We start from the raw sequence: 21,679 nt of genomic DNA on the forward strand, positions 1-21,679 counted from the left end.
GGCCGGGGCATTTCACAACACGCTCTTATTTGTAGGCTGACTGGTGAACGCCCACCGCGCGACCAGACGGATCGTCCATAGTTTTGAACGCTTCATCCCACTCAATCGCTTTCGCGGAAGAGCACGCGACTGACGGGCCGCCCGGCACGCATTCCGCTGCGCTTGGCACCGGGAATAACTCTTCGAAGATTTCGCGGTACAGATAACCCTCTTTAGAGCTCGGCGTGTTGTACGGGAAGCGGAAGTGCGCGGTTTCCAGTTGCTGGTCGGTAACCTGCTTCGCCGCTACTTCTTTCAGTGTATCAATCCAGCTGTAGCCTACGCCATCGGAGAACTGCTCTTTCTGGCGCCATGCGACGCTTGCCGGCAGGTAGGATTCAAAACATTCGCGCAGAACGTGTTTTTCCATTTTGCCGTTGCCGCACATTTTGTCCTGCGGGTTGATACGCATCGCCACATCGAGGAATTTTTTATCCAGGAACGGTACGCGAGCTTCCACGCCCCATGCTGACATCGCTTTGTTGGCACGCGCGCAGTCGTACATGTGCAGCGCCTGCAATTTACGTACAGTCTCTTCGTGCAGCTCTTTCGCGTTTGGCGCTTTATGGAAGTAAAGGTAGCCGCCAAACACTTCATCAGAACCTTCGCCAGAGAGCACCATTTTGATGCCCATCGCTTTGATTTTACGCGACATCAAATACATCGGTGTAGAGGCGCGAATTGTCGTCACATCATAGGTTTCGATGTGATAGATAACATCCCGAATGGCATCCAGACCTTCTTGCACGGTGAAGTGAATTTCATGGTGCACGGTGCCGAGGTGGTTTGCCACTTCCTGCGCGGCTTTCAGGTCAGGCGACCCTTCCAGACCGACGGCGAAGGAGTGCAGCTGCGGCCACCAGGCTTCGGAGCGTTCCCCATCTTCCACGCGACGTGCGGCGAATTTTTTGGTGATGGCGGAAATCACGGAGGAATCCAGACCACCGGAGAGCAGGACGCCGTAAGGCACATCAGACATCAGGTGGCTTTTCACGGACTCTTCCAGCGCCTGACGCAGTTCGTTTTTATCGGTAACGTTGTCTTTCACCGCATCATAGTCAAACCAGTCACGCTGATAGTACTGACGAATTTCGCCATCTTTGCTCCACAGGTAGCTGCCTGCCGGGAACTCTTTGATGGTGCGGCAAACCGGCGTCAGCGCTTTCATTTCTGAAGCAACATAGAAGTTACCGAATTCGTCGTAACCCATATACAGCGGGATAATGCCGATGTGGTCGCGGCCAATCAGGTAGGCGTCTTTTTCGCTGTCGTAGAGGGCGAAAGCAAACATCCCCTGCAAATCGTCGAGGAATTCCGGGCCTTTTTCCTGATACAGCGCGAGGATCACTTCGCAGTCAGAACCGGTCTGGAACTGGTAGCGGTCAGCGTATTCCGCGCGCAGTGCCTGATGGTTGTAGATTTCACCGTTCACGGCCAGCGCATGCGTTTTCTTTTCGTTGTACAGCGGCTGCGCACCGGCATTGACGTCAACAATCGACAGACGTTCGTGCGCCAGAATGGCTTTGTCGCACGCATAAATACCGGACCAGTCCGGGCCGCGATGGCGCATCAGGCGGGAGAGCTCAAGCGCTTTTTTACGCAGCTCGCCCGCGTCAGTTTTAATATCCAGTACACCAAAAATCGAACACATAGACTTCTCCGTTAACCCTGTAATGTCGTGAAATTGTTGTGGCTATGGGATAAAAAATGCCGCAAAGCGGGAGAGGGCGCAAGCGTTTTAGGGGCTGAAAAAGAAATAGTGCAACAGGAGTTGCCGGATGCTGAAAAATGGACAGGTTTTGAACTGAGGAATTAGCGAATCATCAATAATTTGACGTTTTCATTGAAGAATTGATGTTTGCGGAGGTTGCCGGATAAGCGAATAGTCATCCGGCAACATAAATCTTAAATCACATCGATCTCCGCGACTGACGGATAAATCCACGATGGGCGGAACGGCATACTGTCGATATCGTCCAGCGTCGAGACGCCAGAGAGCACCAGGATGGTTTCCAGCCCGGCCTGGAAGCCCGCCAGAATATCGGTACGCAGGTTATCGCCAACGATCACCGTCTGCTCGGAGTGCGCCTGCATTTTGTTCAGCGCGGCGCGAATAATCCACGGACTTGGCTTGCCCACGTAGAACGGCTTGCGACCGGAAATTTTTTCGATACCCGCGCACAGTGCGCCGCAGGCCGGGTAAAAACCGCGACCGTGGGTGTCCGGGTTGGTGGCAATAAAGCGTGCGCCGTTGGCGACGAAGAAGGCCGCTTTATGCATCATCTCCCAGTTATAGGAGCGGGTTTCACCCACGATCACGAAATCCGGGTTCACATCGGTGATGGTAAAACCGGCTTTGTAGAGTTCGTGGATCAGCGCGCCTTCCCCAACAACGTAGGCTTTTTTTCCTTCCTGACGACGCAGGAAATCCGCGGTTGCCATCGCCGAGGTGTAAAACACGCTGTCCGGCACGTCAACGCCTGCGGTGGCAAAACGGTTCGCCAGGTCTTGCCCGGTTTGGGAAGGGTAGTTGGTCAACAGTACCAGCGGCAGGCCTTTCTCCAGAATTCGAGTTAGAAATTCTGCGGCACCCGGTACGGCCACGTTATCGTGCATCAGCACGCCGTCGATATCACAAATTACATTCTGAATGGTCATGGACTACCTGACATGGTCTGAAAGAGGCGTAATTATACACGGAATTACGCAGGCTGCCTTGCGAGAGGCCGCCTCGCGCAAGAGGATTAACCTTCCAGCAAATGCTGCAACAGAATACCGTTGAGCATCGCACGTTTGACCAGCGCAAACGCGCCAATCGCGGAGCGGTGATCGAGCGTAGAGCGCACCACCGGCAGATTTTTGCGAAACGCTTTCAGCGCCTGGGTGTTAATGCAGCCTTCGATGGCGGGCAGCAAAATACGTTCCGCCTCGGTAATTTCACCGGCAATGACGATTTTCTGCGGGTTGAACAGGTTGATAGCAATGGCGATGGTTTTACCCAAATGGCGTCCTACGTGCTCAACCACTTCTGTCGCCAGCGCATCGCCCTTATTAGCGGCTTTGCAGATAGTTTTGATATTGCAATCATCAAGCGTCATGCGGCTCTGATAGCCTTGTTCCAGCAGGTGACGCACTCGGTGTTCAATCGCGGCGTTGGCGGCAACGGTTTCCAGACAGCCGAAGTTACCGCAGTGGCAGCGCTCGCCGAGCGGGTCGACCTGAATATGACCAATTTCACCGACGTTACCGTTACGGCCAATGAAAATCCGCCCGTTAGAGATAATCCCTGCGCCGGTGCCGCGATGTACGCGCACCAGAATGGAGTCTTCACAGTCCTGGCTTGCACCGAAATAGTGCTCCGCCAGCGCGAGGCTGCGGATATCGTGGCCGACAAAACAGGTGACGTTAAAGCGTTTTTCCAGTGCGCCAACCAGCCCCCAGTTTTCCACCGCAATGTGCGGCATATAGCGGATCACGCCGCTTTCCGGGTCAACCAGACCGGGCAAAATCACGGAAATAGCGATCAGCTCGCGAATTTTTCGCTGGCAGGTTTCTATAAAGGTGGCGATGGTATTAAGCAGTGCGTGTTCCAGCGTTTCCTGGGTGCGTTCGGGCAGCGGATAGTGCTCTTCGGCCACCGCTTTGCTGCTGAGATCGTAAAGGGTGAGCGTCGCATCGTGACGGCCCAGGCGCACGCCGATGGTGTGGAAATTGCGGGTTTCGGTGACGATAGAAATAGCGCGGCGGCCCCCGGTGGAGGCCTGTTGATCGACTTCTTTAATCAATCCGCGCTCAATAAGCTGACGCGTAATTTTGGTTACGCTGGCAGGAGCAAGCTGGCTCTGTTCGGCGATTTGAATGCGCGAGATTGGCCCATGCTGGTCAATCAGGCGGTAAACGGCCGCACTGTTAAGCTGTTTTACGAGGTCAACATTACCAATTTGAGCTTGTCCGCCTGATGTCATACTTTCGCTTACTCAGTTAACGACCTCGTCACCATTAACGATGGTCTTGGTGATTTTATAATCGCGCGTGAACGCGGTCAGGTTTGCGGTCATGCCCGGGGCAATCTGGCCCAGATGGCTATCGACGCCAATTGCGCGAGCCGGGTAGAGCGTGGCCATGCGCAGCACTTCGTCGAGCGCAATACCGCAGTGCTCAACCAGATTGCGAACCCCTTCAATCATGGTTAAAGAGGAGCCGCTCAGCGTACCGTTTTCATCTACGCACAAACCGTTACGGTAGTATATTGTTTTACCAGCAAAAATGAACTGATCAATGTTTGCACCTGCCGGCGCGGTGGCGTCCGTAACCAGACACAGTTTCTCACCTTTCAGGTGTTTGGCGTTACGGATGTTGGCGTAGTTGACGTGCAGGCCATCAGCGATGATCCCGCAGTAGACGTCGGCATTGTCAAAAATGGCGCCCGCCAGACCCGGTTCGCGGCCACTGATGTACGGCATCGCGTTATAAAGGTGGGTGGCAAACGTAATGCCTGCGCGGAAGCCGGTTTTGGCTTCTTCCAGCGTCGCATTGGAGTGACCGGCAGAAATCACGATCCCCGCGGCAACCAGTTTACGGATAACGTCAGGCTCTACCATTTCCGGGGCCAGGGTGATTTTAGTAATCACGTCCGCGTTCTCACACAGGAAGTCGACCAGCGAGGCTTCGGGTTTGCGGATATAGGCCGGGTTATGGGTGCCTTTCTTAATGATGTTCAGCCACGGCCCTTCCAGATGAAGGCCCAGCGCCTGATTAGGATGTTTGGCCAGGTACTCGCGCATCACGCGCACGCCCTGTTTCATGAGATCGTCGCTACAGGTGATCAGCGTTGGCAGGTAGCTGGTACAGCCCGATTTTTCGTTGGCTTTCTGCATGATTTCCAGCGTTTCAACGCTCACGGCTTCTGCCGTATCGTTGAACTGCACGCCGCCGCAGCCATTCAGCTGAACGTCGATAAAACCAGGGGCAATAATGGCGCCGTTGACTGAACGTTGTTCAATATCTGACGGTAATTCTGCCAGCGGGCAGAGACGTTCGATAAGGCCATTGGCGATAATAATCGCGTGGTCATCCAGAATTTCGCGGCCAGTGTAAATCCGACCATGAGTTAATGCATACATTACGACCCCCGGGTTTCTAAAAAGCGCCCTGCACATGCCGCAGGGCGATAATACATTACAGACCTTTGATGTTTTCCGCTTCCAGTTCGTTGAAATATTTCAACGTTTTCACTTTCAGCTCCATCGTGGACGGCTCATCGCACACCATAACGGCTTTCGGATGCAGCTGCAGGCAGCTGATGGTCCACATGTGGTTGACGTTGCCTTCTACAGCAGCCTGCAGCGCCTGTGCTTTCTGGTTGCCCAGCACCAGAATCATCACTTCTTCAGCGTCCAGCAGGGTGCCCACGCCAACGGTCAGCGCGTATTTTGGAACCAGAGAGACGTCGCCGTCAAAGAAACGGGAGTTCGCCACGCGGGTTTCGTGTGTCAGGGTTTTGATACGGGTACGGGAAGCCAGAGAAGACGCCGGTTCGTTGAACGCGATGTGGCCATCGTTGCCTACGCCGCCCATAAACAGGTGGATTTTGCCGTAAGAACGAATTTTTTCTTCATAACGACGGCATTCTGCGTCAATATCTGCGGCGTTACCATTCAGCAAATTAATATTTTCAGCCGGAATATCAACGTGGTCGAAGAAATTACGGTGCATGAAGCTGTGATAGCTTTCCGGATGCTCTTTCGGCAGACCCACGTATTCGTCCATGTTGAACGTCACAACGTGCTTGAAGCTAACCTGGCCCGCTTTATGCATTTCTACCAGTGCTTTATAGGCAGTCAGCGGTGTGCCGCCGGTCGGCAGACCCAGCACGAACGGACGATCTGCGGTTGGGTTGAACGCGTTGATGCGGTTAACGATATGACGCGCGGCCCATTTGCCCACTTGTTCTGCTGTAGCCAGGGGAATCAGTCTCATTGTTCACCTCTATAGTTAATTTAAAAAGGTCGTGGATTGACGAATGCTTATCATAAAGCGTAACGCACTTTCGCGGTAACAAGGGGTCAATCCGCTTTGATTTTTTGAATGATAAAATAAGTTTTGCGAGTTAGCCAGCAAAAGGGAGGGGGTATAGCGATATTTGGTGACAAAAATCACAAAAAATGGGTGTTTAATTTGCGATACGAATTAATTTTTCACACACTCCACATGTCAATGAATAATTCGTCGTACTTATCAGTTGTAACACTATAAAAAAACAGCAAAGCGTGAGCCTAACAGGGTCTCATAGGGGGAATAAAGTGAGTATTCTAGGTTATTTACAGAAGGTCGGTCGCGCACTGATGGTGCCGGTCGCCACGCTGCCTGCAGCGGCAATTTTGATGGGGGTTGGTTACTGGATCGACCCTGTTGGCTGGGGTGGCGATAATGCCCTTGCCGCGTTCTTCATTAAGTCTGGCTCGGCCATTATTGATAACATGTCCGTCCTGTTTGCCATTGGTGTGGCTTATGGGATGTCAAAAGATAAAGACGGTGCTGCGGCGCTGACCGGCTTTGTGGGCTTCCTCGTGTTGACCACTTTGTGTTCTCCGGCGGCGGTAGCGATGATCCAGAAGATCCCGGCGGACCAGGTTCCGGCGGCGTTCGGTAAGATCAGCAACCAGTTCGTGGGTATTCTGGTCGGTATTATCTCTGCGGAACTCTACAACCGCTTCAGCAGCGTTGAGCTGCCGAAGGCGCTGTCGTTCTTCAGCGGTCGCCGTCTGGTGCCGATTCTGACCTCGTTTGTGATGATCGTGGTCGCTTTTATTCTGATGTACATCTGGCCGGTAATTTTCGACGGTCTGGTGAACTTCGGTGAGCACATCCAGAAACTGGGCTCCGTTGGCGCGGGCGTTTACGCCTTCTTCAACCGCCTGCTGATTCCGGTTGGCCTGCACCACGCGCTGAACTCCGTGTTCTGGTTCGACGTGGCGGGCATTAACGACATTCCTAACTTCCTCGGTGGCGCACAGTCTATCGAAGCGGGTAAAGCGGTTGTCGGTATCACCGGTCGTTATCAGGCGGGCTTCTTCCCAATCATGATGTTCGGCCTGCCGGGTGCAGCGCTGGCTATCTATCACTGCGCGCGTCCTGAGAACAAAGCGAAAGTGCTGGGTATCATGATGGCGGGTGCTTTCGCGGCATTCTTCACCGGGATCACCGAGCCGCTGGAATTCTCCTTCATGTTCGTGGCGCCGGTACTGTACGTGATCCACGCCTTCCTGACCGGTATCTCCGTATTTATCGCGGCCAGCATGCAGTGGATTGCCGGTTTCGGCTTCAGCGCCGGGCTGGTGGATATGGTGCTCTCCTCGCGTAACCCGCTGGCGACACACTGGTGGATGCTGATCCCGCAGGGCCTGGTGTTCTTCGTTATCTACTACGTGGTGTTCCGTTTCACCATCACCAAATTCAACCTGATGACCCCGGGTCGCGAGCTGGCGGTTGCCGGTAGCGAAGCGGATGGTCAGGACACGAATGTAGGTAGCGATAAAGAGCAGGATGTTTCCGGCCTGGCGCGTCAGTACATCGCCGCGATTGGTGGTTCTGACAACCTGACCGGCATTGATGCCTGTATCACCCGTCTGCGTCTGAACGTGAAAGACTCTTCTCTGGTGAACGACGCAATGGCGAAACGTCTGGGCGCATCCGGCGTGATTCGCCTGAACAAAACCAGCGTGCAGATTATCGTTGGCTTCGTGGCAGAGAAAATCGCCAACGCGATGAAAACCACAGGCCCGGTTGCGGCGGCTGAAGCCACTGCGGCACCGGCAGCAGCGCCTGCGGCTAAACCGCAAGCTGTGCCGAATAACAGCACGGTGATTGCCGAGCTGGTTTCCCCGGTCACCGGTGACGTGGTGGCGCTGGAAGAGGTGCCAGACGAAGCCTTTGCCAGCAAAGCGGTGGGTGACGGCGTGGCGGTTAAACCAACGGATAAAACCGTGGTTTCCCCGGCGGCGGGCACTATCGTTAAAATCTTTAACACCAACCATGCGTTCTGCCTGGAAACCGAGAAAGGCGCGGAAATCGTTGTCCACATGGGTATCGATACCGTTGCGTTGAACGGCCAGGGCTTTACTCGCCTGGTGGAAGAGGGTGCCGAAGTGAAAGCAGGTCAGCCGGTTCTGGAAATGGATCTCGACTACCTGAACGCCAATGCACGTTCAATGATTAGCCCGGTGGTTTGCAGCAACATTGACGACTTCAGCGGCCTGGTGATTAAGGCGCAGGGTCATGTCGTTGCGGGGCAAACAGCGTTGTATGAAATTAAAGGTAAATAATCGCTCCTGAGTTCGCGATTGCCTTAAGCGGCGGGGGACTTTCCTCCGCCGCTTTTTTTTGCAGCAAATGATCCCCATATTCCTCTTCAAAGACGCATTTTCTGTAAGTTAAGGGTTGTCTCTGCGTCCGGCTTATAAGATCATACGCCGTTATACGTTATTTACGCTTTTGAGGAATCCACGATGAGTGAGGCTGAAGCCCGCCCGAGTAACTTTATTCGTCAGATCATCGATGAAGATCTGGCCAGTGGGAAGCACACCACAGTCCATACCCGTTTTCCGCCTGAGCCGAACGGTTATCTGCACATCGGCCATGCGAAATCGATCTGCCTGAACTTTGGCGTCGCGCAGGACTATCAGGGCCTGTGCAACCTGCGTTTTGATGACACTAACCCGGTAAAAGAAGATATCGAATACGTCGAGTCGATTAAACACGACGTCGAGTGGTTAGGTTTTCACTGGGCCGGTGATATTCACTACTCCTCAGACTATTTTGATCAACTGCATCAATATGCCGTTGAACTGATCAACAAAGGCCTGGCCTATGTTGACGAACTGTCGCCGGAAGAGATCCGCGAATACCGCGGCACCCTGACTGCGCCGGGTAAAAACAGCCCGTTCCGCGACCGCAGCGTCGAAGAGAACCTGGCGCTGTTCGAAAAAATGCGTACCGGCGGCTTCGAAGAAGGTAAAGCCTGCCTGCGCGCGAAAATCGACATGGCGTCGCCGTTCATCGTAATGCGCGATCCGGTGCTGTACCGTATTAAATTTGCCGAGCATCACCAGACCGGCAACAAGTGGTGCATCTACCCGATGTACGACTTCACCCACTGCATCAGCGATGCGCTGGAAGGCATTACGCACTCCCTGTGTACCCTGGAATTCCAGGACAACCGTCGCCTGTATGACTGGGTTCTCGACAACATCTCTATTCCGGTTCACCCGCGCCAGTACGAATTCTCGCGCCTGAATCTGGAATACACCGTGATGTCCAAGCGTAAGCTGAACCAGCTGGTGATGGAAAAACACGTTGAAGGTTGGGATGACCCGCGTATGCCGACCATCTCTGGTCTGCGTCGTCGTGGTTACACCGCTGCCGCTATCCGTGAGTTCTGCAAACGCATCGGCGTGACCAAGCAGGACAACACCATTGAGATGGCGTCGCTGGAATCCTGTATTCGCGAAGATCTCAACGAAAACGCTCCGCGCGCAATGGCGGTTATCGATCCGGTGAAACTGGTTATCGAAAACTACCAGGGCGAAGGCGAAATGGTCACCATGCCGAACCATCCGAACAAACCGGAAATGGGCAGCCGTGAAGTACCGTTTAGCGGTGAAATCTGGATCGATCGTGCCGACTTCCGCGAAGAAGCCAACAAGCAGTACAAGCGTCTGGTGATGGGGAAAGAAGTGCGTCTGCGCAATGCTTACGTCATTAAAGCGGAACGCGTAGAGAAAGATGCTGAAGGCAATATCACCACCATCTTCTGTACCTACGATGCCGATACCCTGAGCAAAGACCCGGCAGATGGCCGTAAAGTGAAAGGCGTTATTCACTGGGTGAGCGCGGCACACGCGCTGCCGGTTGAAATCCGCCTGTACGATCGTCTGTTCAGCGTGCCGAACCCAGGTGCGGCAGATGACTTCCTGTCGGTGATGAACCCGGATTCACTGGTAATCAAACAGGGCTTTGCTGAACCGTCTCTGAAAGCTGCCGTTGCCGGTAAAGCGTACCAGTTCGAGCGTGAAGGCTATTTCTGCCTCGACAGCCGCTACGCTACCGCAGAAAAACTGGTGTTCAACCGCACCGTTGGCCTGCGTGACACCTGGGCGAAAGCGGGCGAGTAAGTTTCTGCTTGTGAAAAACGCCGCATCTGCGGCGTTTTTTTTGTCTCTCATATTCGCGATGCGAATTAATCTTTTTTATGCAGGCATCACCCGTTTGCATCATTTCACCCAGATACATCCTCGCAACCTGCGCAATTAACATTTTCCCCTGATGAGATAAGGCATTGCGCCGCTTAATGTTAATAAATCGCATTTGTTACAAGACGCAACGAAATATGTGCGCTTTGTCATAGTCCTGCATTTTGCTTGCGAAAAAGGATTGATAATTCGCGTCGCGAAAAATACTCTAATCCTGTAGCAAAAGGTGCTTTTCACCCGCTACTTTTTTATCAGTTTTTTATTTTTAGCCTCTGCTTTGCAGCGGCATTTTAAAAGTCAAAGAGGATACACATATGCGTACGTTCAGTGGCAAACGTAGTACGCTGGCGCTGGCTATTGCCGGTGTCACAGCAATGTCGGGCCTGGTCGTTGTTCCCCAGGCGAGTGCAGCAGGCTTTATCGATGACTCCACGTTAACGGGTGGCATCTATTACTGGCAGCGTGAGCGTGACCGTAAAGATGTGACCGATAACGACAAATATAAAACTAACCTTTCTCACTCCACCTGGAACGCCAACCTCGATTTCCAGTCCGGCTATGCTGCTGATATGTTCGGCCTCGATATTGCGGCGTTTACCGCTATCGAAATGGCAGAATCCTCAGAAAGTGGTCACCCGAACGAAATTGCGTTCTCGTCTAAAAATAAAGGCTACTCGGAAGATTACTCCGGCGATAAAAGCGGTGTGAGCCTTTATAAAGCCGCTGCGAAATTTAAGTATGGCCCGGTTTGGGCGCGTGGTGGTTATATTCAGCCGACCGGTCAAACGTTGTTAGCGCCGCACTGGAGCTTTATGCCAGGCACCTATCAGGGTGCAGAAGCGGGCGCGAACTTTGATTACGGCGATGCTGGTGCGCTGAGCTTCTCCTACATGTGGACCAATGAATATAAGGCCCCATGGCATATCGAAATGGATAATTTCTACCAGAACGATAAGCGCACGAAAGTCGATTATCTGCACTCCATCGGTATGAAATATGACTTCAAAAATGACCTGGTGCTGGAAGCGGCATTTGGTCAGGCGGAAGGCTATGTCGATCAGTACTTTGCCAAAGCCAGCTACAAATTTGATATCGCCGGTAGCCCGCTGTCTACCAGCTATCAGTTCTACGGTACCCGCGATAAAGTGGATGACCGCACCGTAAACGATATTTATGACGGCACCGCGTGGTTGCAGGCGCTGACCTTCGGTTACAAAGTGGGGCAGGTTGACCTGCGTCTGGAAGGGACCTGGGTTAAGGCTGAAGGCCAGCAGGGCTACTTCCTGCAGCGTATGACGCCAACCTACGCCTCCTCAAACGGTCGCCTCGATGTGTGGTGGGATAACCGTTCTGACTTCAACGCCAACGGCGAAAAAGCGGTGTTCTTCGGTGCGATGTATGACCTGAAGAACTGGAACCTGCCGGGCTGGGCTGTAGGTGCATCATACGTCTACGCCTGGGATGCCAAACCGTCTACCTGGCAGATCAACCCGGACGCGTACTACGACAAAAACAAAACTATCGAAGAGTCTTCTTACAGCTTCGATGTGGCATACACCGTACAGGAAGGGCGCGCGAAAGGTACTCTGTTAAAACTGCACTTCACCCAGTACGACAACCACTCGGATATCCCGAGCTGGAGCGGTGGTTACGGCAACATCTTCCAGGATGAACGTGACGTGAAATTTATGGTTATCGCACCGTTCACCATCTTCTGATAAGTATTCAGGCGGGCCGCAGAGCCCGCCGTGTCGTATAAGGCTAATAACATGAAAAAAATAGTGATGATTGCTGCGCTGGTCGCGGCGCTGGCGGGCTGCGCTCAGTCTGAAGCACCAAAAGAAGATACGCGTTTAAAAGATGCCTATAGCGCCTGTATCAACACCGCAGAAGGCTCGCCGGAAAAAATCGAAGCCTGCCAGCAGGTGCTGAACGTGCTGAAGCAGGAGAAGGCGCACCAGCAGTTTGCCAATCAGGAGACCGTGCGGGTAAGCGATTATCAGGCGTGCATTCTGGCGAGAAAAACCGGTAACGATCAGGCCGTGAAGAAAGATTGCGGGTTAATCTGGCAGGAAATTCGCAGTAATAACACGACAAAGTAAGACAATAAGGCCTGCACAGAGCCGGGGACCTAAAGCGTCTCCGGCTTTTTTTGTCTTTACAGAGGCAATAAAAAAGCCAACCCGAAGGTTGGCTTTTCAGAATCTCGAAGAAATTACTTCTCTACGCCATCGTGCGCGTGTTCATCTTCGCGGCAGTCGCCCTCAGCACAGTGACCATACAGGTACAGGCTGTGGTTGGTTAGGCGGATACCGTGTTTCGCGGCAATTTCACGCTGACGAGCTTCGATGGAATCATCGCTGAATTCGATAACCTTGCCGCAGTCGAGGCAGATCAGGTGATCGTGATGGTGTTGTTGAGTCAGTTCGAAAACGGACTTGCCACCTTCAAAATTATGGCGCGTGACAATGCCCGCGTCATCAAACTGGTTCAGAACGCGGTAGACGGTCGCCAGACCAATCTCTTCACCCATGTCGATCAGGCGTTTGTATAAGTCTTCCGCGCTGACATGGTGATTGTCTGGTTCCTGAAGCACTTCCAGGATCTTTAACCGGGGAAGTGTGACTTTCAGGCCAGCCTTCTTTAATGCGGTATTGTTGTCAGTCATGCGGAATCTGTCCTGTTGCTAAACGATTGACTTCCAAACGCGGAAGTATCACAGAGAGTGCACCGAGTGTAATGCGTCTCATTATAGAATGACGCCTTCTAAATGAAAACAGCAAGACCTGGGCGAATAAAGATTTCGAAAACGAGGCTTGACCAGCAAACTCGCTAAATTCAGAAGATATTGTACAGATTTACGCTCAAAAGTTAAAAAATTGTAGCTATTATTTTGATTGCTTCTACCTATTAATGCGGCGTGATTTGAAAAGTCACGCCGCATCAAGAATCAGGCGTTTTTGATCTCTTCCAGATGCAGCTCTTCAGAAATCTGTTTTACCCATTTTTCTACACGTTCAGCGGTCAGTTCCGGCTGACGATCTTCATCAATAGCCAGACCTACGAAGTGGTCGTCATCGGCCAGGCCTTTAGAGGCTTCGAAGTGGTAACCCGCTGTTGGCCAGTGGCCGACGATGGTCGCACCGCGCGGTTCGATGATGTCGCGGATAGTGCCCAGCGCATCACAGAAGTATTCCGCATAGTCTTCCTGGTCGCCGCAGCCGAACAGTGCAACCAGTTTGCCATTGAAATCAACTTCTTCCAGCGTCGGGAAGAAATCGTCCCAGTCGCACTGGGCTTCACCGTAGTACCAGGTAGGGATACCCAGCAGCAGAATGTCGAATGCAGCCAGGTCTTCTTTGCTGCTCTTGGCAATGTCATGCACGTCGGCAACGTCTTTACCAAGCTGTTTCTGAATCATTTTTGCAATATTTTCGGTATTGCCGGTGTCGCTACCAAAGAAAATGCCAACGATTGCCATGAGTTAAATAACCTCTTGAAACTTAATGATATGGTGGTGGCGTATTGCCCACAGATAAGGGCAATCATAGCAGAACAGAGAAGGGTGCGGAATCAGCAATCGTACCGGACTGCACACTCTGCTACATGAAAGCGGGATTTTATGAAATTTTCAGAGCTTTTCCTGCGCGCGAAGCAGGGCTAACTGGCTCATCAGAATCTCTTCGATAAGCTCACTGCGACTCATATCGCGCGCGGTTGCCAGTTCGTTCAGGGCATCTACCGCATCGTTATTGAGTTTCAGCTCGACGCGCTTCAAACCGCGAACTTTATCGCGTTTTAATTGATTACGCTTATTGATGCGCAGCTGTTCGTCACGCGAAAGCGGATTGGTTTTGGGTCTTCCCGGCCGACGCTCATTTGCGAACAAATCAATTGTCGTTCGGTCCGTTTGTTCTTTTGCCATGATTCAGAGTGACTTCGGGGAAACAAGCTACCGGGAAACGCCCGGTGCAGACAGCGCGCAATCATACATCAGTGCAACCGACACGCCAACGACCACGGCCATAATGGCGCGCGGTCGTTGAGTTTTTAATCAGTCTGCTAAATATCGGCGGATGGCGCGCAGCACCGCGTCCGGTTTTTCCGCATGCACCCAGTGGCCAGCGCCTGCAATGACGTGCGCACGCGCCTGTGGGAATTGCGAGAGCAGGTCGTTACGGTAAGTTTCGGTAACATAAGGCGAATTTCCGCCGGGGATAAACAGTGCCGGATGATCCCACGCCGGAATCGTCTCCCAGCCGACGATGTGCGGGTACTGATCCCACAGCACCGGTACGTTAAAGCGCCACTCGCCGTCAACAAACGACTTCAGCAGAAACTGAATCACACCTTCTTCGGCTAAAAATTCGCGCATCACGGTTGCGGCCTGCTGGCGTGAGGAGACACCTGCGTTGGTGACTGCGTTAATCGCCGCAAAAATCTCATCGTGGCGACGCACATGATAATCCACCGGCGCGATATCAATAGCGACCAGATTATCGATGCGTTCCGGGGCTAGCGCGGTCAGGGCCATCACCGCTTTGCCGCCCATCGAGTGACCAATCACCGTGGCTTTCTCGATGTTGTGGGCGTCGAGGGTATCCAGCAGATCCTGGGCCATCGCCGGGTAGTTCATCTCATCCGCTCGCGGAGAAAGACCGTGATTACGCATATCCACTTGCAGGATATCGTGGTCGGTCACCAGGTCGCGCGCCAGTACGCCAAGGTTGTCCAGGCTGCCGAAAAGGCCGTGAACGAGCAGAATGGGGGAATTATTGTGCAGGTTTTGTGCAGATTGCGCTCGGGTATTCAATTTCATAGCAAAGTTCTTTTTTTCGCTCTGTCGGGTTAGGGTATTATGTTGGACATTCTCACGTTCAGGGGCAAGATACGATTTTTATCCCATTTTTGCCGCTATCCTGGTATGACGCTATCCGCTGTTGGGTTTTGAACATATAATCCCAGCAACTTGTATTCAGAAAAAATAATTGCACTGGATTAAGATGAAAACGATCGAAGTTGATGACGAACTCTATCGCTATATTGCCGCCCACACACTGCACATTGGCGAGAGCGCATCTGACATTTTACGGCGAATGCTGAAGTTTTCCGCCGCATCACAACCTGTTGTTGCTGCTCCGGTTGCCAAAGCTGAAGTTGCGCCTGCTCAGGTTGCTCCAGTTGCCGAGGTAAAACCGGTTAAAACCGCGAAAGATAAAGTTCGCGCGATGCGTGAACTGCTGCTCTCTGACGAATATGCTGAGCAGAAAAAAGCCGTCAATCGCTTTATGCTGATCCTGACGACGCTCTACAAACTGGATAACAACGCGTTTGCCGAAGCGACGGAATCACTTCATGGGCGTACGCGTGTCTACTTTGCCGCCAATGAGCAAACCCTGCTGAAAAACGGTAATCAGACTAAACCGAAACAGGTACCGGAAACCCCATATTGGGTGATCACGAATACCAACACGGGTCGTAAATGCAGTATGGTGGAACACATTATGCAATTTATGCAGTTCCCCGCTGAATTAATCGAAAAGGTATGCGGCACAATCTAACCCTTGCATAAGAAGGATCAAGCAATGGCAATCCATAACCGTGCGGGCCAACCTGCACAACAGAGTGATTTGATTAACGTCGCCCAGCTGACGTCTCAGTACTATGTGCTGAAACCGGAAGTGGGTAACGCAGAGCATGCAGTGAAGTTCGGTACTTCCGGACACCGTGGCAGCGCGGCGCGCCAGAGTTTCAATGAACCTCATATTCTGGCGATCGCGCAGGCTATCGCCGAAGATCGTGCGAAAAACGGCATTACCGGCCCTTGCTTCGTCGGTAAAGATACCCACGCGCTCTCTGAACCGGCGTTTATCTCGGTGCTCGAAGTGCTTGCGGCAAACGGTGTGGATGTCATTGTGCAGGAAAATAACGGCTTTACGCCGACGCCTGCTGTGTCGAACGCTATTCTGGTCCACAACAAAAAAGGTGGTCCACTGGCTGACGGTATTGTGATTACGCCGTCTCACAACCCGCCGGAAGATGGCGGTATCAAATACAACCCGCCTAACGGTGGCCCGGCCGATACTAACGTCACCAAAGTGGTGGAAGATCGCGCCAATGCGCTGCTGGCCGATGGCCTGAAAGGCGTGAAACGTATTTCTCTGGATGCCGCGCTGGCGTCCGGTCATGTGAAAGAGATGGACCTGGTGCAGCCATTCATTGAAGGGCTGGCGGATATTGTCGATATGGCGGCTATCCAGAAAGCGGGCCTGACGCTGGGCGTCGATCCGCTGGGTGGTTCCGGTATCGAATACTGGAAACGTATCGGCGAATACTACAAGCTGAATCTGACCATCGTTAACGATCAGGTTGACCAGACTTTCCGCTTTATGCATCTCGACAAAGATGGCGCAATCCGTATGGACTGCTCCTCCGAGTGCGCGATGGCGGGCCTGCTGGCGCTGCGCGATAAGTTTGACCTCGCGTTCGCCAACGACCCGGACTACGACCGTCACGGTATCGTCACGCCTGCGGGCCTGATGAATCCGAACCACTATCTGGCGGTTGCCATCAACTACCTGTTCCAGCACCGTCCGCAGTGGGGCAAAGACGTCGCCGTGGGTAAAACGCTGGTTTCTTCTGCAATGATCGACCGTGTGGTTAACGATCTGGGCCGCAAGCTGGTGGAAGTGCCGGTAGGCTTCAAATGGTTCGTTGATGGTCTGTTTGACGGCAGCTTCGGTTTTGGCGGCGAAGAGAGCGCCGGGGCATCGTTCCTGCGTTTCGACGGCACGCCGTGGTCGACCGATAAAGACGGTATCATCATGTGCCTGCTGGCTGCGGAAATCACCGCCGTCACCGGCAAGAACCCGCAAGAGCATTACAACGAGCTGGCAAAACGCTTCGGTGCGCCAAGCTACAACCGTTTGCAGGCGGGTGCGACTTCTGCGCAGAAAGCGGCATTGTCTAAACTCTCCCCAGAGATGGTGAGCGCCAGCACGCTGGCAGGCGATCCGATCACCGCACGTCTGACGGCGGCACCGGGTAACGGCGCATCCATCGGCGGTCTGAAAGTGATGACCGACAACGGCTGGTTCGCCGCACGTCCGTCAGGTACGGAAGACGCGTATAAAATCTACTGCGAAAGCTTCCTTGGTGAAGAACACCGTAAGCAGATTGAGAAAGAAGCGGTTGAGATTGTCAGCGAAGTGCTGAAAAACGCGTAAAAGCGAATAAATAAAAAAGGAGCCTTGCGGCTCCTTTTTTTTACCATGTACCCCTTAACTGTGTTTATTTTTTAGTTCAAAGCGTGGTGAAACCAGCCCGTATAACGTCCAGCCCAGGAACGTGACGATGGAACCATACAGCATCGCCTCCTCCCCGGAGGAATAGAGCGCGTAGAAGCTGTAAAGTGCCCCAATGAATGCGACGCCATTGGCGATTTTGGCTTTTGAAGGTTCCACATTTGCCATTTTCTGGATAATCACCAGGGCCGCCATCGACAGGATGTATGGAATAATATTAGTGATGACCGCCAGATTGACCAGCACGTTGAACTGGCTGTTCAATGATGGGCTGATCGTCATCAGCGACAATCCACTTTGAATGATGACGATGGCTAGCATGCCCTGAACCGGCGCATCGACTTTTGATACCCGTGAGAAGATTTTGGGGAAATAACCTTCGTCGGCGGATGATTTAAAGACTTGTGCAATGGTGAACTGCCATCCAAGAAGCGAGCCACAGCAGGACATAATCATGAGTGCCATGATCACTTTCCCAACTGTTGGGGTAAACATCTGTGAGAATGCTAAACCAAACGGCGCTGTTGAGTTTGCCAAATCCATATTTGGTACGATTCCGGCAATCACATTGGTTGAAATAATGTAAATCACCGCCGCCCCCAGCGTGCCTCCTAGTACGGCAATAGGCACGTTGCGTTCTGGATTTTCAACAACCTCGGCATTCGCGCAGGCAGACTCAAGTCCAAGAAAGGCCCAGAGCGTCATCGCGATGGATGAACCGACAGCGCTAAAGAATGGAACGTGGTGGGGGTTCCAGGAGCTGGCATACAGCGTTGGGCTAAACCAAAACCAGCCGATAATGCATAAACCTACGACAGGAATGATTACACCCCAAACAGTGATACTACTGATTTGCCCGGTAATGCGTGCCCCTCCAAAGTTGGCAACGGTACAAATCCACAGTACGCCGATCGTTGCCAGCCCAATTTGCACGGGTGACAGTGAGGCGCCGAGTAATTCAGTGCCATAACCTACCGCAGAGATAGCAATCGCCACGTTAGCAATTAATAATGAGACGCCATAGGTATAGTTCGCCATGAAGTTGCCCGACTTGCCAAAGGCATATTCAGCGTAACCACCCATACCGCCGGATTTTCGGCTAAACATCCCACACTTGGCGAATGCCCAGGCTAGCGCCATTGAGCCTACTGCGGTGACTAACCATGAAATAATCGAGATGGTACCTACTTCTGCAAGCTTGGTCGGCAGCATAATAATACCGGAGCCCATCATATTGACCATGGTCAGGATGGTAAGCTGAACGACGCCCATTTTATTCGCTTTGGCTTTGCTCATAATATTTCCCCTTTCAGCAAGGCAGGAGTGGTTGTGCGTGGCTTAATGACATAACACCAAACTTGCTTACGTCCGTCGTTTTCCTCGATGTAGACCCCCTGCAATTCAGGCGCAAAACCCGGCAGAAGGTTTATCCCTTCCTCAAGTGCGCCGAAATATTGCAGTACAGCCCCGCCCCAAATTTCACCAGGAACGACACAAAGAACGCCAGGAGGGTAAGGAAGAGCGCCTTCTGCGGCGACTCTGCCCTCAGCATCGGGTAGGCGAACAAGCTCGACTTCACCACGCAAATAGGCGTAGTTAGCTTCCTGAGGATTCATCCGGATCAAGGGGAAATGTGATTTCCGGAACATTTCTTTTTGTAACTGTTTAACGTTGTGACGAGCGTAAAGATCGTGCATCTCCTGACAAAGTTGACGGAGTGAATAGCCCGCATAACGTTCGGCATGTTGTTTGTAGATGGAAGGTAATACTTCAGCTAATGGCGCATCATCTTCAAGAAGTTTTTCGAAACGAACCAAAAGCGCGACCAGTTGCTGTAATTTCGCCATGTCTTCAGCGGGTGTTAACAAGAAGAGAATGGAGTTGAGGTCACATTTTTCCGGGATAACGCCATTTTCACGAAGGAAGTTAGCCAGAATGGTGGCAGGAACGCCAAATTTCTCGTACTCGCCATTATGTGCATTAATGCCTGGAGTGGTTAGCAACAGCTTGCAAGGATCAACGAAATACTGGTTTTCTGCATAGCCTTCAAACGCGTGCCAGCGCTCGCCTGGGACAAAATGGAAGAAGTGCAGATCGTTGGCGATTTTATCGGTTGGATAAACATGCCATGGTTTTCCGTCAACGACGTCAGGAACAAACGGGCGTATATGATGACAGTTTTCCAGAATCAGCTTGCGCGCATCAATACCGTTTTTGACGCAATCCATCCACATGTTACGTCCACTTACGCCTTCATGCATTTTCGCATTGATGTCCAATGCCGCAAAGAGAGGGTAGAACGGGCTGGTGGAGGCATGCATCATAAAGGCATTGTTCATGCGTTTATGCGGAACATAACGATCCTGACCTTTAATATGACTATCTTTTTTATGGATTTGCGATGTCTGAGAGAAACCAGCCTGCTGTTTATGAACGGATTGTGTGACCAAAATGCCTGGATCATTTTCGTTCAAATCCAGTAAGAGCGGCGAGCAGTCTGCCATCATAGGAATAAATTGTTCGTAGCCAACCCAGGCAGAGTCAAAAAGAATGTAATCGCAAAGATGTCCAATCTTATCAACTACCTGACGCGCATTGTAGATGGTGCCATCGTAGGTTCCTAATTGAATGACGGCAAGACGGAATGGGCGCACATCTTTACTTCTCTCTGGCGCAACTTCAGAAATTAACTCTCGTAGATAACGCTCTTCAAAACAGTGTGCGTCAATACCGCCAATAAAGCCGTACGGGTTACGTGCGGTTTCCAGATAAACCGGTGTCGCCCCGGCCTGAAGTAATGCACCGTGGTGGTTTGATTTATGGTTATTACGATCAAATAAAACCAAATCGCCCGGGGTTAGCAGGGCATTGAGCACGACTTTATTCGAAGAGGACGTTCCGTTTAAGACAAAATAGGTTTTATCGGCATTAAACACTTTAGCAGCATGTTGTTGCGCGATACATGGTGCACCTTCATGTATCAGCAGGTCGCCCATGGCCACATCCGCATTACATAAGTCCGAACGGAAAAGCGTTTCGCCAAAATATTCGACGAACTGATTCCCTGCGGGGTGACGACGGAAAAATTCACCACCTTGATGTCCAGGACAGTCAAACGCGCTGTTGCCCTGGTTGACATAGTCCACTAACGCACGGAAAAAAGGTGGGCGCAGATGCGTTTCATAATGGCTGGCAGCCGTTTCTAACTGGCGGCCATAAAAGGTGTTGCGTGCGGCATTGTGTTCAAAAACACCTGAAAGCCGTGGTAGATATTCTGCCGGAACGCGTTGCTCACTATCGGTCGCGATAAAGACAGGAATACCGTAGCCAGTAGCATCGATTTCATCAAGTTTGCCTTGTTCAATATCGCTGATGGATAACACCACAGCGGCGACATCCACAAGATTACTTTCTTCGATATCAACAATTTCACGCAGCGTAGAAAAACAATCCGGGCAGCGATGGCTAACCGCGATTTTTAAATTAGACATATTCATCTCTTTATTTCAGGTAATAGCAGGTCCTCAATTTCTCAAATGAGAAATTGATATCTCCGGAAAAAAAGCAAAATCATCCCACTGATAAAATAATCAGAGATTTGCTTTTTTAGATGCAATGAACCCTAACCGGTCCGGTTACAGGTAACTCAGGGTTATGCAAAGGGGAGCACCGCGGAATACAGGCATAGCCTGCAATGCAAAGGGTCAGGAAGACCTGTATGCTGGAGTGCCCGTCGTCGAATGACTAGCGGGCATTAAAGAAATGAAAGTCAAAGCTGTTGCGGTGGGCAAACATCATAATATGTGTTGTCCGCCTTATATGGGGCATTGTACGACTATTATTTTCCATTTTTAAACCTTCCTATTGGTAAAATGAAAGCGTTGGTATTTTATCCTGGAAGTGGCCTGATTCTGTGAAGCTGATCAATAAAAAACGATCACAAGCCAAATAATTAGCCGTAATATACGCATCTTCCAATAGAAGGTGCTGATATGTTTCTGTGTTGTTAAATGATTGTGTTTCTTTATTTTAGACGAAAGCAAAAATTGACGAGGCGTATAAATAATAAGGATTTAATTAAATTAG

The 21,679-nt window shown here is 51.8% G+C and carries 18 protein-coding genes; 6 read left to right on the plus strand and 12 right to left on the minus strand.

Annotated elements, in window-relative coordinates; all coding sequences use genetic code 11:
• Positions 1–25 precede the first annotated feature (25 nt).
• The 5 genes from asnB to nagB all read right to left on the minus strand — a co-directional run bounded on the left by asnB (position 26) and on the right by nagB (position 6,018).
• Positions 26–1,690 (minus strand): asparagine synthase B, encoded by a 1,665-nt coding sequence (gene asnB, locus ACWWFX_RS11160; RefSeq protein ID WP_113857513.1) that lies wholly within the window; start codon positions 1,688–1,690, stop codon positions 26–28.
• Between the two features lie 254 nt (positions 1,691–1,944).
• Positions 1,945–2,697 carry a ribonucleotide monophosphatase NagD gene (gene nagD / locus ACWWFX_RS11165; RefSeq protein WP_015965359.1) on the minus strand — a complete coding sequence of 251 codons (753 nt, stop codon included), beginning with the start codon at positions 2,695–2,697 and terminating at the stop codon, positions 1,945–1,947.
• Positions 2,698–2,783: 86 nt separating this feature from the next.
• A complete protein-coding gene (gene nagC / locus ACWWFX_RS11170) occupies positions 2,784–4,004 on the minus strand; it encodes a DNA-binding transcriptional regulator NagC (RefSeq protein ID WP_276218401.1) in 1,221 nt (406 codons plus the stop codon).
• 12 nt (positions 4,005–4,016) lie between these two features.
• The gene (nagA, locus tag ACWWFX_RS11175; protein WP_473223812.1) at positions 4,017–5,162 is read right to left on the minus strand and encodes an N-acetylglucosamine-6-phosphate deacetylase; all 1,146 of its coding nucleotides are present in this window, start codon (positions 5,160–5,162) and stop codon (positions 4,017–4,019) included.
• Positions 5,163–5,217: 55 nt separating this feature from the next.
• On the minus strand, positions 5,218–6,018 hold the full coding sequence (nagB, locus tag ACWWFX_RS11180) for a glucosamine-6-phosphate deaminase (RefSeq protein ID WP_015965356.1): 801 nt from the start codon (positions 6,016–6,018) through the stop codon (positions 5,218–5,220).
• A 323-nt stretch (positions 6,019–6,341) separates the two neighbouring features.
• On the opposite strand from nagB, the gene nagE reads away from it, so the two are divergent.
• The 4 genes from nagE (at position 6,342) to chiQ (ending at position 12,391) form a co-directional block, all read left to right on the plus strand.
• On the plus strand, positions 6,342–8,363 hold the full coding sequence (gene nagE / locus ACWWFX_RS11185) for an N-acetylglucosamine-specific PTS transporter subunit IIBC (protein WP_407732333.1): 2,022 nt from the start codon (positions 6,342–6,344) through the stop codon (positions 8,361–8,363).
• 183 nt (positions 8,364–8,546) lie between these two features.
• Entirely contained in the window at positions 8,547–10,211 is a 1,665-nt protein-coding gene (glnS, locus tag ACWWFX_RS11190) for a glutamine--tRNA ligase (protein ID WP_276218395.1), read from the plus strand.
• A 392-nt stretch (positions 10,212–10,603) separates the two neighbouring features.
• Positions 10,604–12,007, plus strand: coding sequence for a chitoporin ChiP (gene chiP / locus ACWWFX_RS11195; protein WP_473223813.1), 1,404 nt, complete (start codon positions 10,604–10,606; stop codon positions 12,005–12,007).
• A 51-nt stretch (positions 12,008–12,058) separates the two neighbouring features.
• Positions 12,059–12,391 carry a ChiQ/YbfN family lipoprotein gene (gene chiQ, locus ACWWFX_RS11200; RefSeq protein WP_473223814.1) on the plus strand — a complete coding sequence of 111 codons (333 nt, stop codon included), beginning with the start codon at positions 12,059–12,061 and terminating at the stop codon, positions 12,389–12,391.
• Between the two features lie 113 nt (positions 12,392–12,504).
• On the opposite strand, the gene fur is transcribed toward chiQ, so the two are convergent.
• From fur to ybfF, 4 genes are all read right to left on the minus strand, one after another.
• The gene (fur, locus tag ACWWFX_RS11205) at positions 12,505–12,957 is read right to left on the minus strand and encodes a ferric iron uptake transcriptional regulator (protein WP_013367108.1); all 453 of its coding nucleotides are present in this window, start codon (positions 12,955–12,957) and stop codon (positions 12,505–12,507) included.
• Positions 12,958–13,239: 282 nt separating this feature from the next.
• Positions 13,240–13,770 carry a flavodoxin FldA gene (fldA, locus tag ACWWFX_RS11210; RefSeq protein WP_015965346.1) on the minus strand — a complete coding sequence of 177 codons (531 nt, stop codon included), beginning with the start codon at positions 13,768–13,770 and terminating at the stop codon, positions 13,240–13,242.
• Positions 13,771–13,920: 150 nt separating this feature from the next.
• Positions 13,921–14,214 (minus strand): LexA regulated protein, encoded by a 294-nt coding sequence (gene ybfE, locus ACWWFX_RS11215; RefSeq protein ID WP_276218387.1) that lies wholly within the window; start codon positions 14,212–14,214, stop codon positions 13,921–13,923.
• A 129-nt stretch (positions 14,215–14,343) separates the two neighbouring features.
• Complete coding sequence (gene ybfF / locus ACWWFX_RS11220; RefSeq protein WP_276218385.1) at positions 14,344–15,108, minus strand: esterase; 765 nt, start codon at positions 15,106–15,108, stop codon at positions 14,344–14,346.
• Between the two features lie 184 nt (positions 15,109–15,292).
• Here ybfF and seqA point away from each other — a divergent pair, with 184 nt between their 5' ends.
• Both seqA and pgm read left to right on the plus strand, forming a co-directional pair.
• Complete coding sequence (seqA, locus tag ACWWFX_RS11225; RefSeq protein WP_276218383.1) at positions 15,293–15,850, plus strand: replication initiation negative regulator SeqA; 558 nt, start codon at positions 15,293–15,295, stop codon at positions 15,848–15,850.
• A gap of 24 nt (positions 15,851–15,874) precedes the next feature.
• Positions 15,875–17,515: a phosphoglucomutase (alpha-D-glucose-1,6-bisphosphate-dependent) gene (pgm, locus tag ACWWFX_RS11230; RefSeq protein WP_149464409.1), complete on the plus strand. Its 1,641-nt coding sequence runs from the start codon at positions 15,875–15,877 to the stop codon at positions 17,513–17,515.
• Between the two features lie 54 nt (positions 17,516–17,569).
• On the opposite strand, the gene potE is transcribed toward pgm, so the two are convergent.
• The 3 genes from potE to speFL form a co-directional block, all read right to left on the minus strand.
• A complete protein-coding gene (potE, locus tag ACWWFX_RS11235) occupies positions 17,570–18,889 on the minus strand; it encodes a putrescine-ornithine antiporter (RefSeq protein ID WP_473223815.1) in 1,320 nt (439 codons plus the stop codon).
• A complete protein-coding gene (gene speF, locus ACWWFX_RS11240) occupies positions 18,886–21,084 on the minus strand; it encodes an ornithine decarboxylase SpeF (protein ID WP_473223816.1) in 2,199 nt (732 codons plus the stop codon). Before speF ends, potE begins: the two co-directional genes overlap by 4 nt.
• A 253-nt stretch (positions 21,085–21,337) precedes the next feature.
• Positions 21,338–21,442 (minus strand): leader peptide SpeFL, encoded by a 105-nt coding sequence (gene speFL / locus ACWWFX_RS11245; protein ID WP_114149115.1) that lies wholly within the window; start codon positions 21,440–21,442, stop codon positions 21,338–21,340.
• Positions 21,443–21,679: the final 237 nt, after the last annotated feature.

Source organism: Pseudocitrobacter sp. 2023LY-00077 (genome assembly GCF_055796175.1).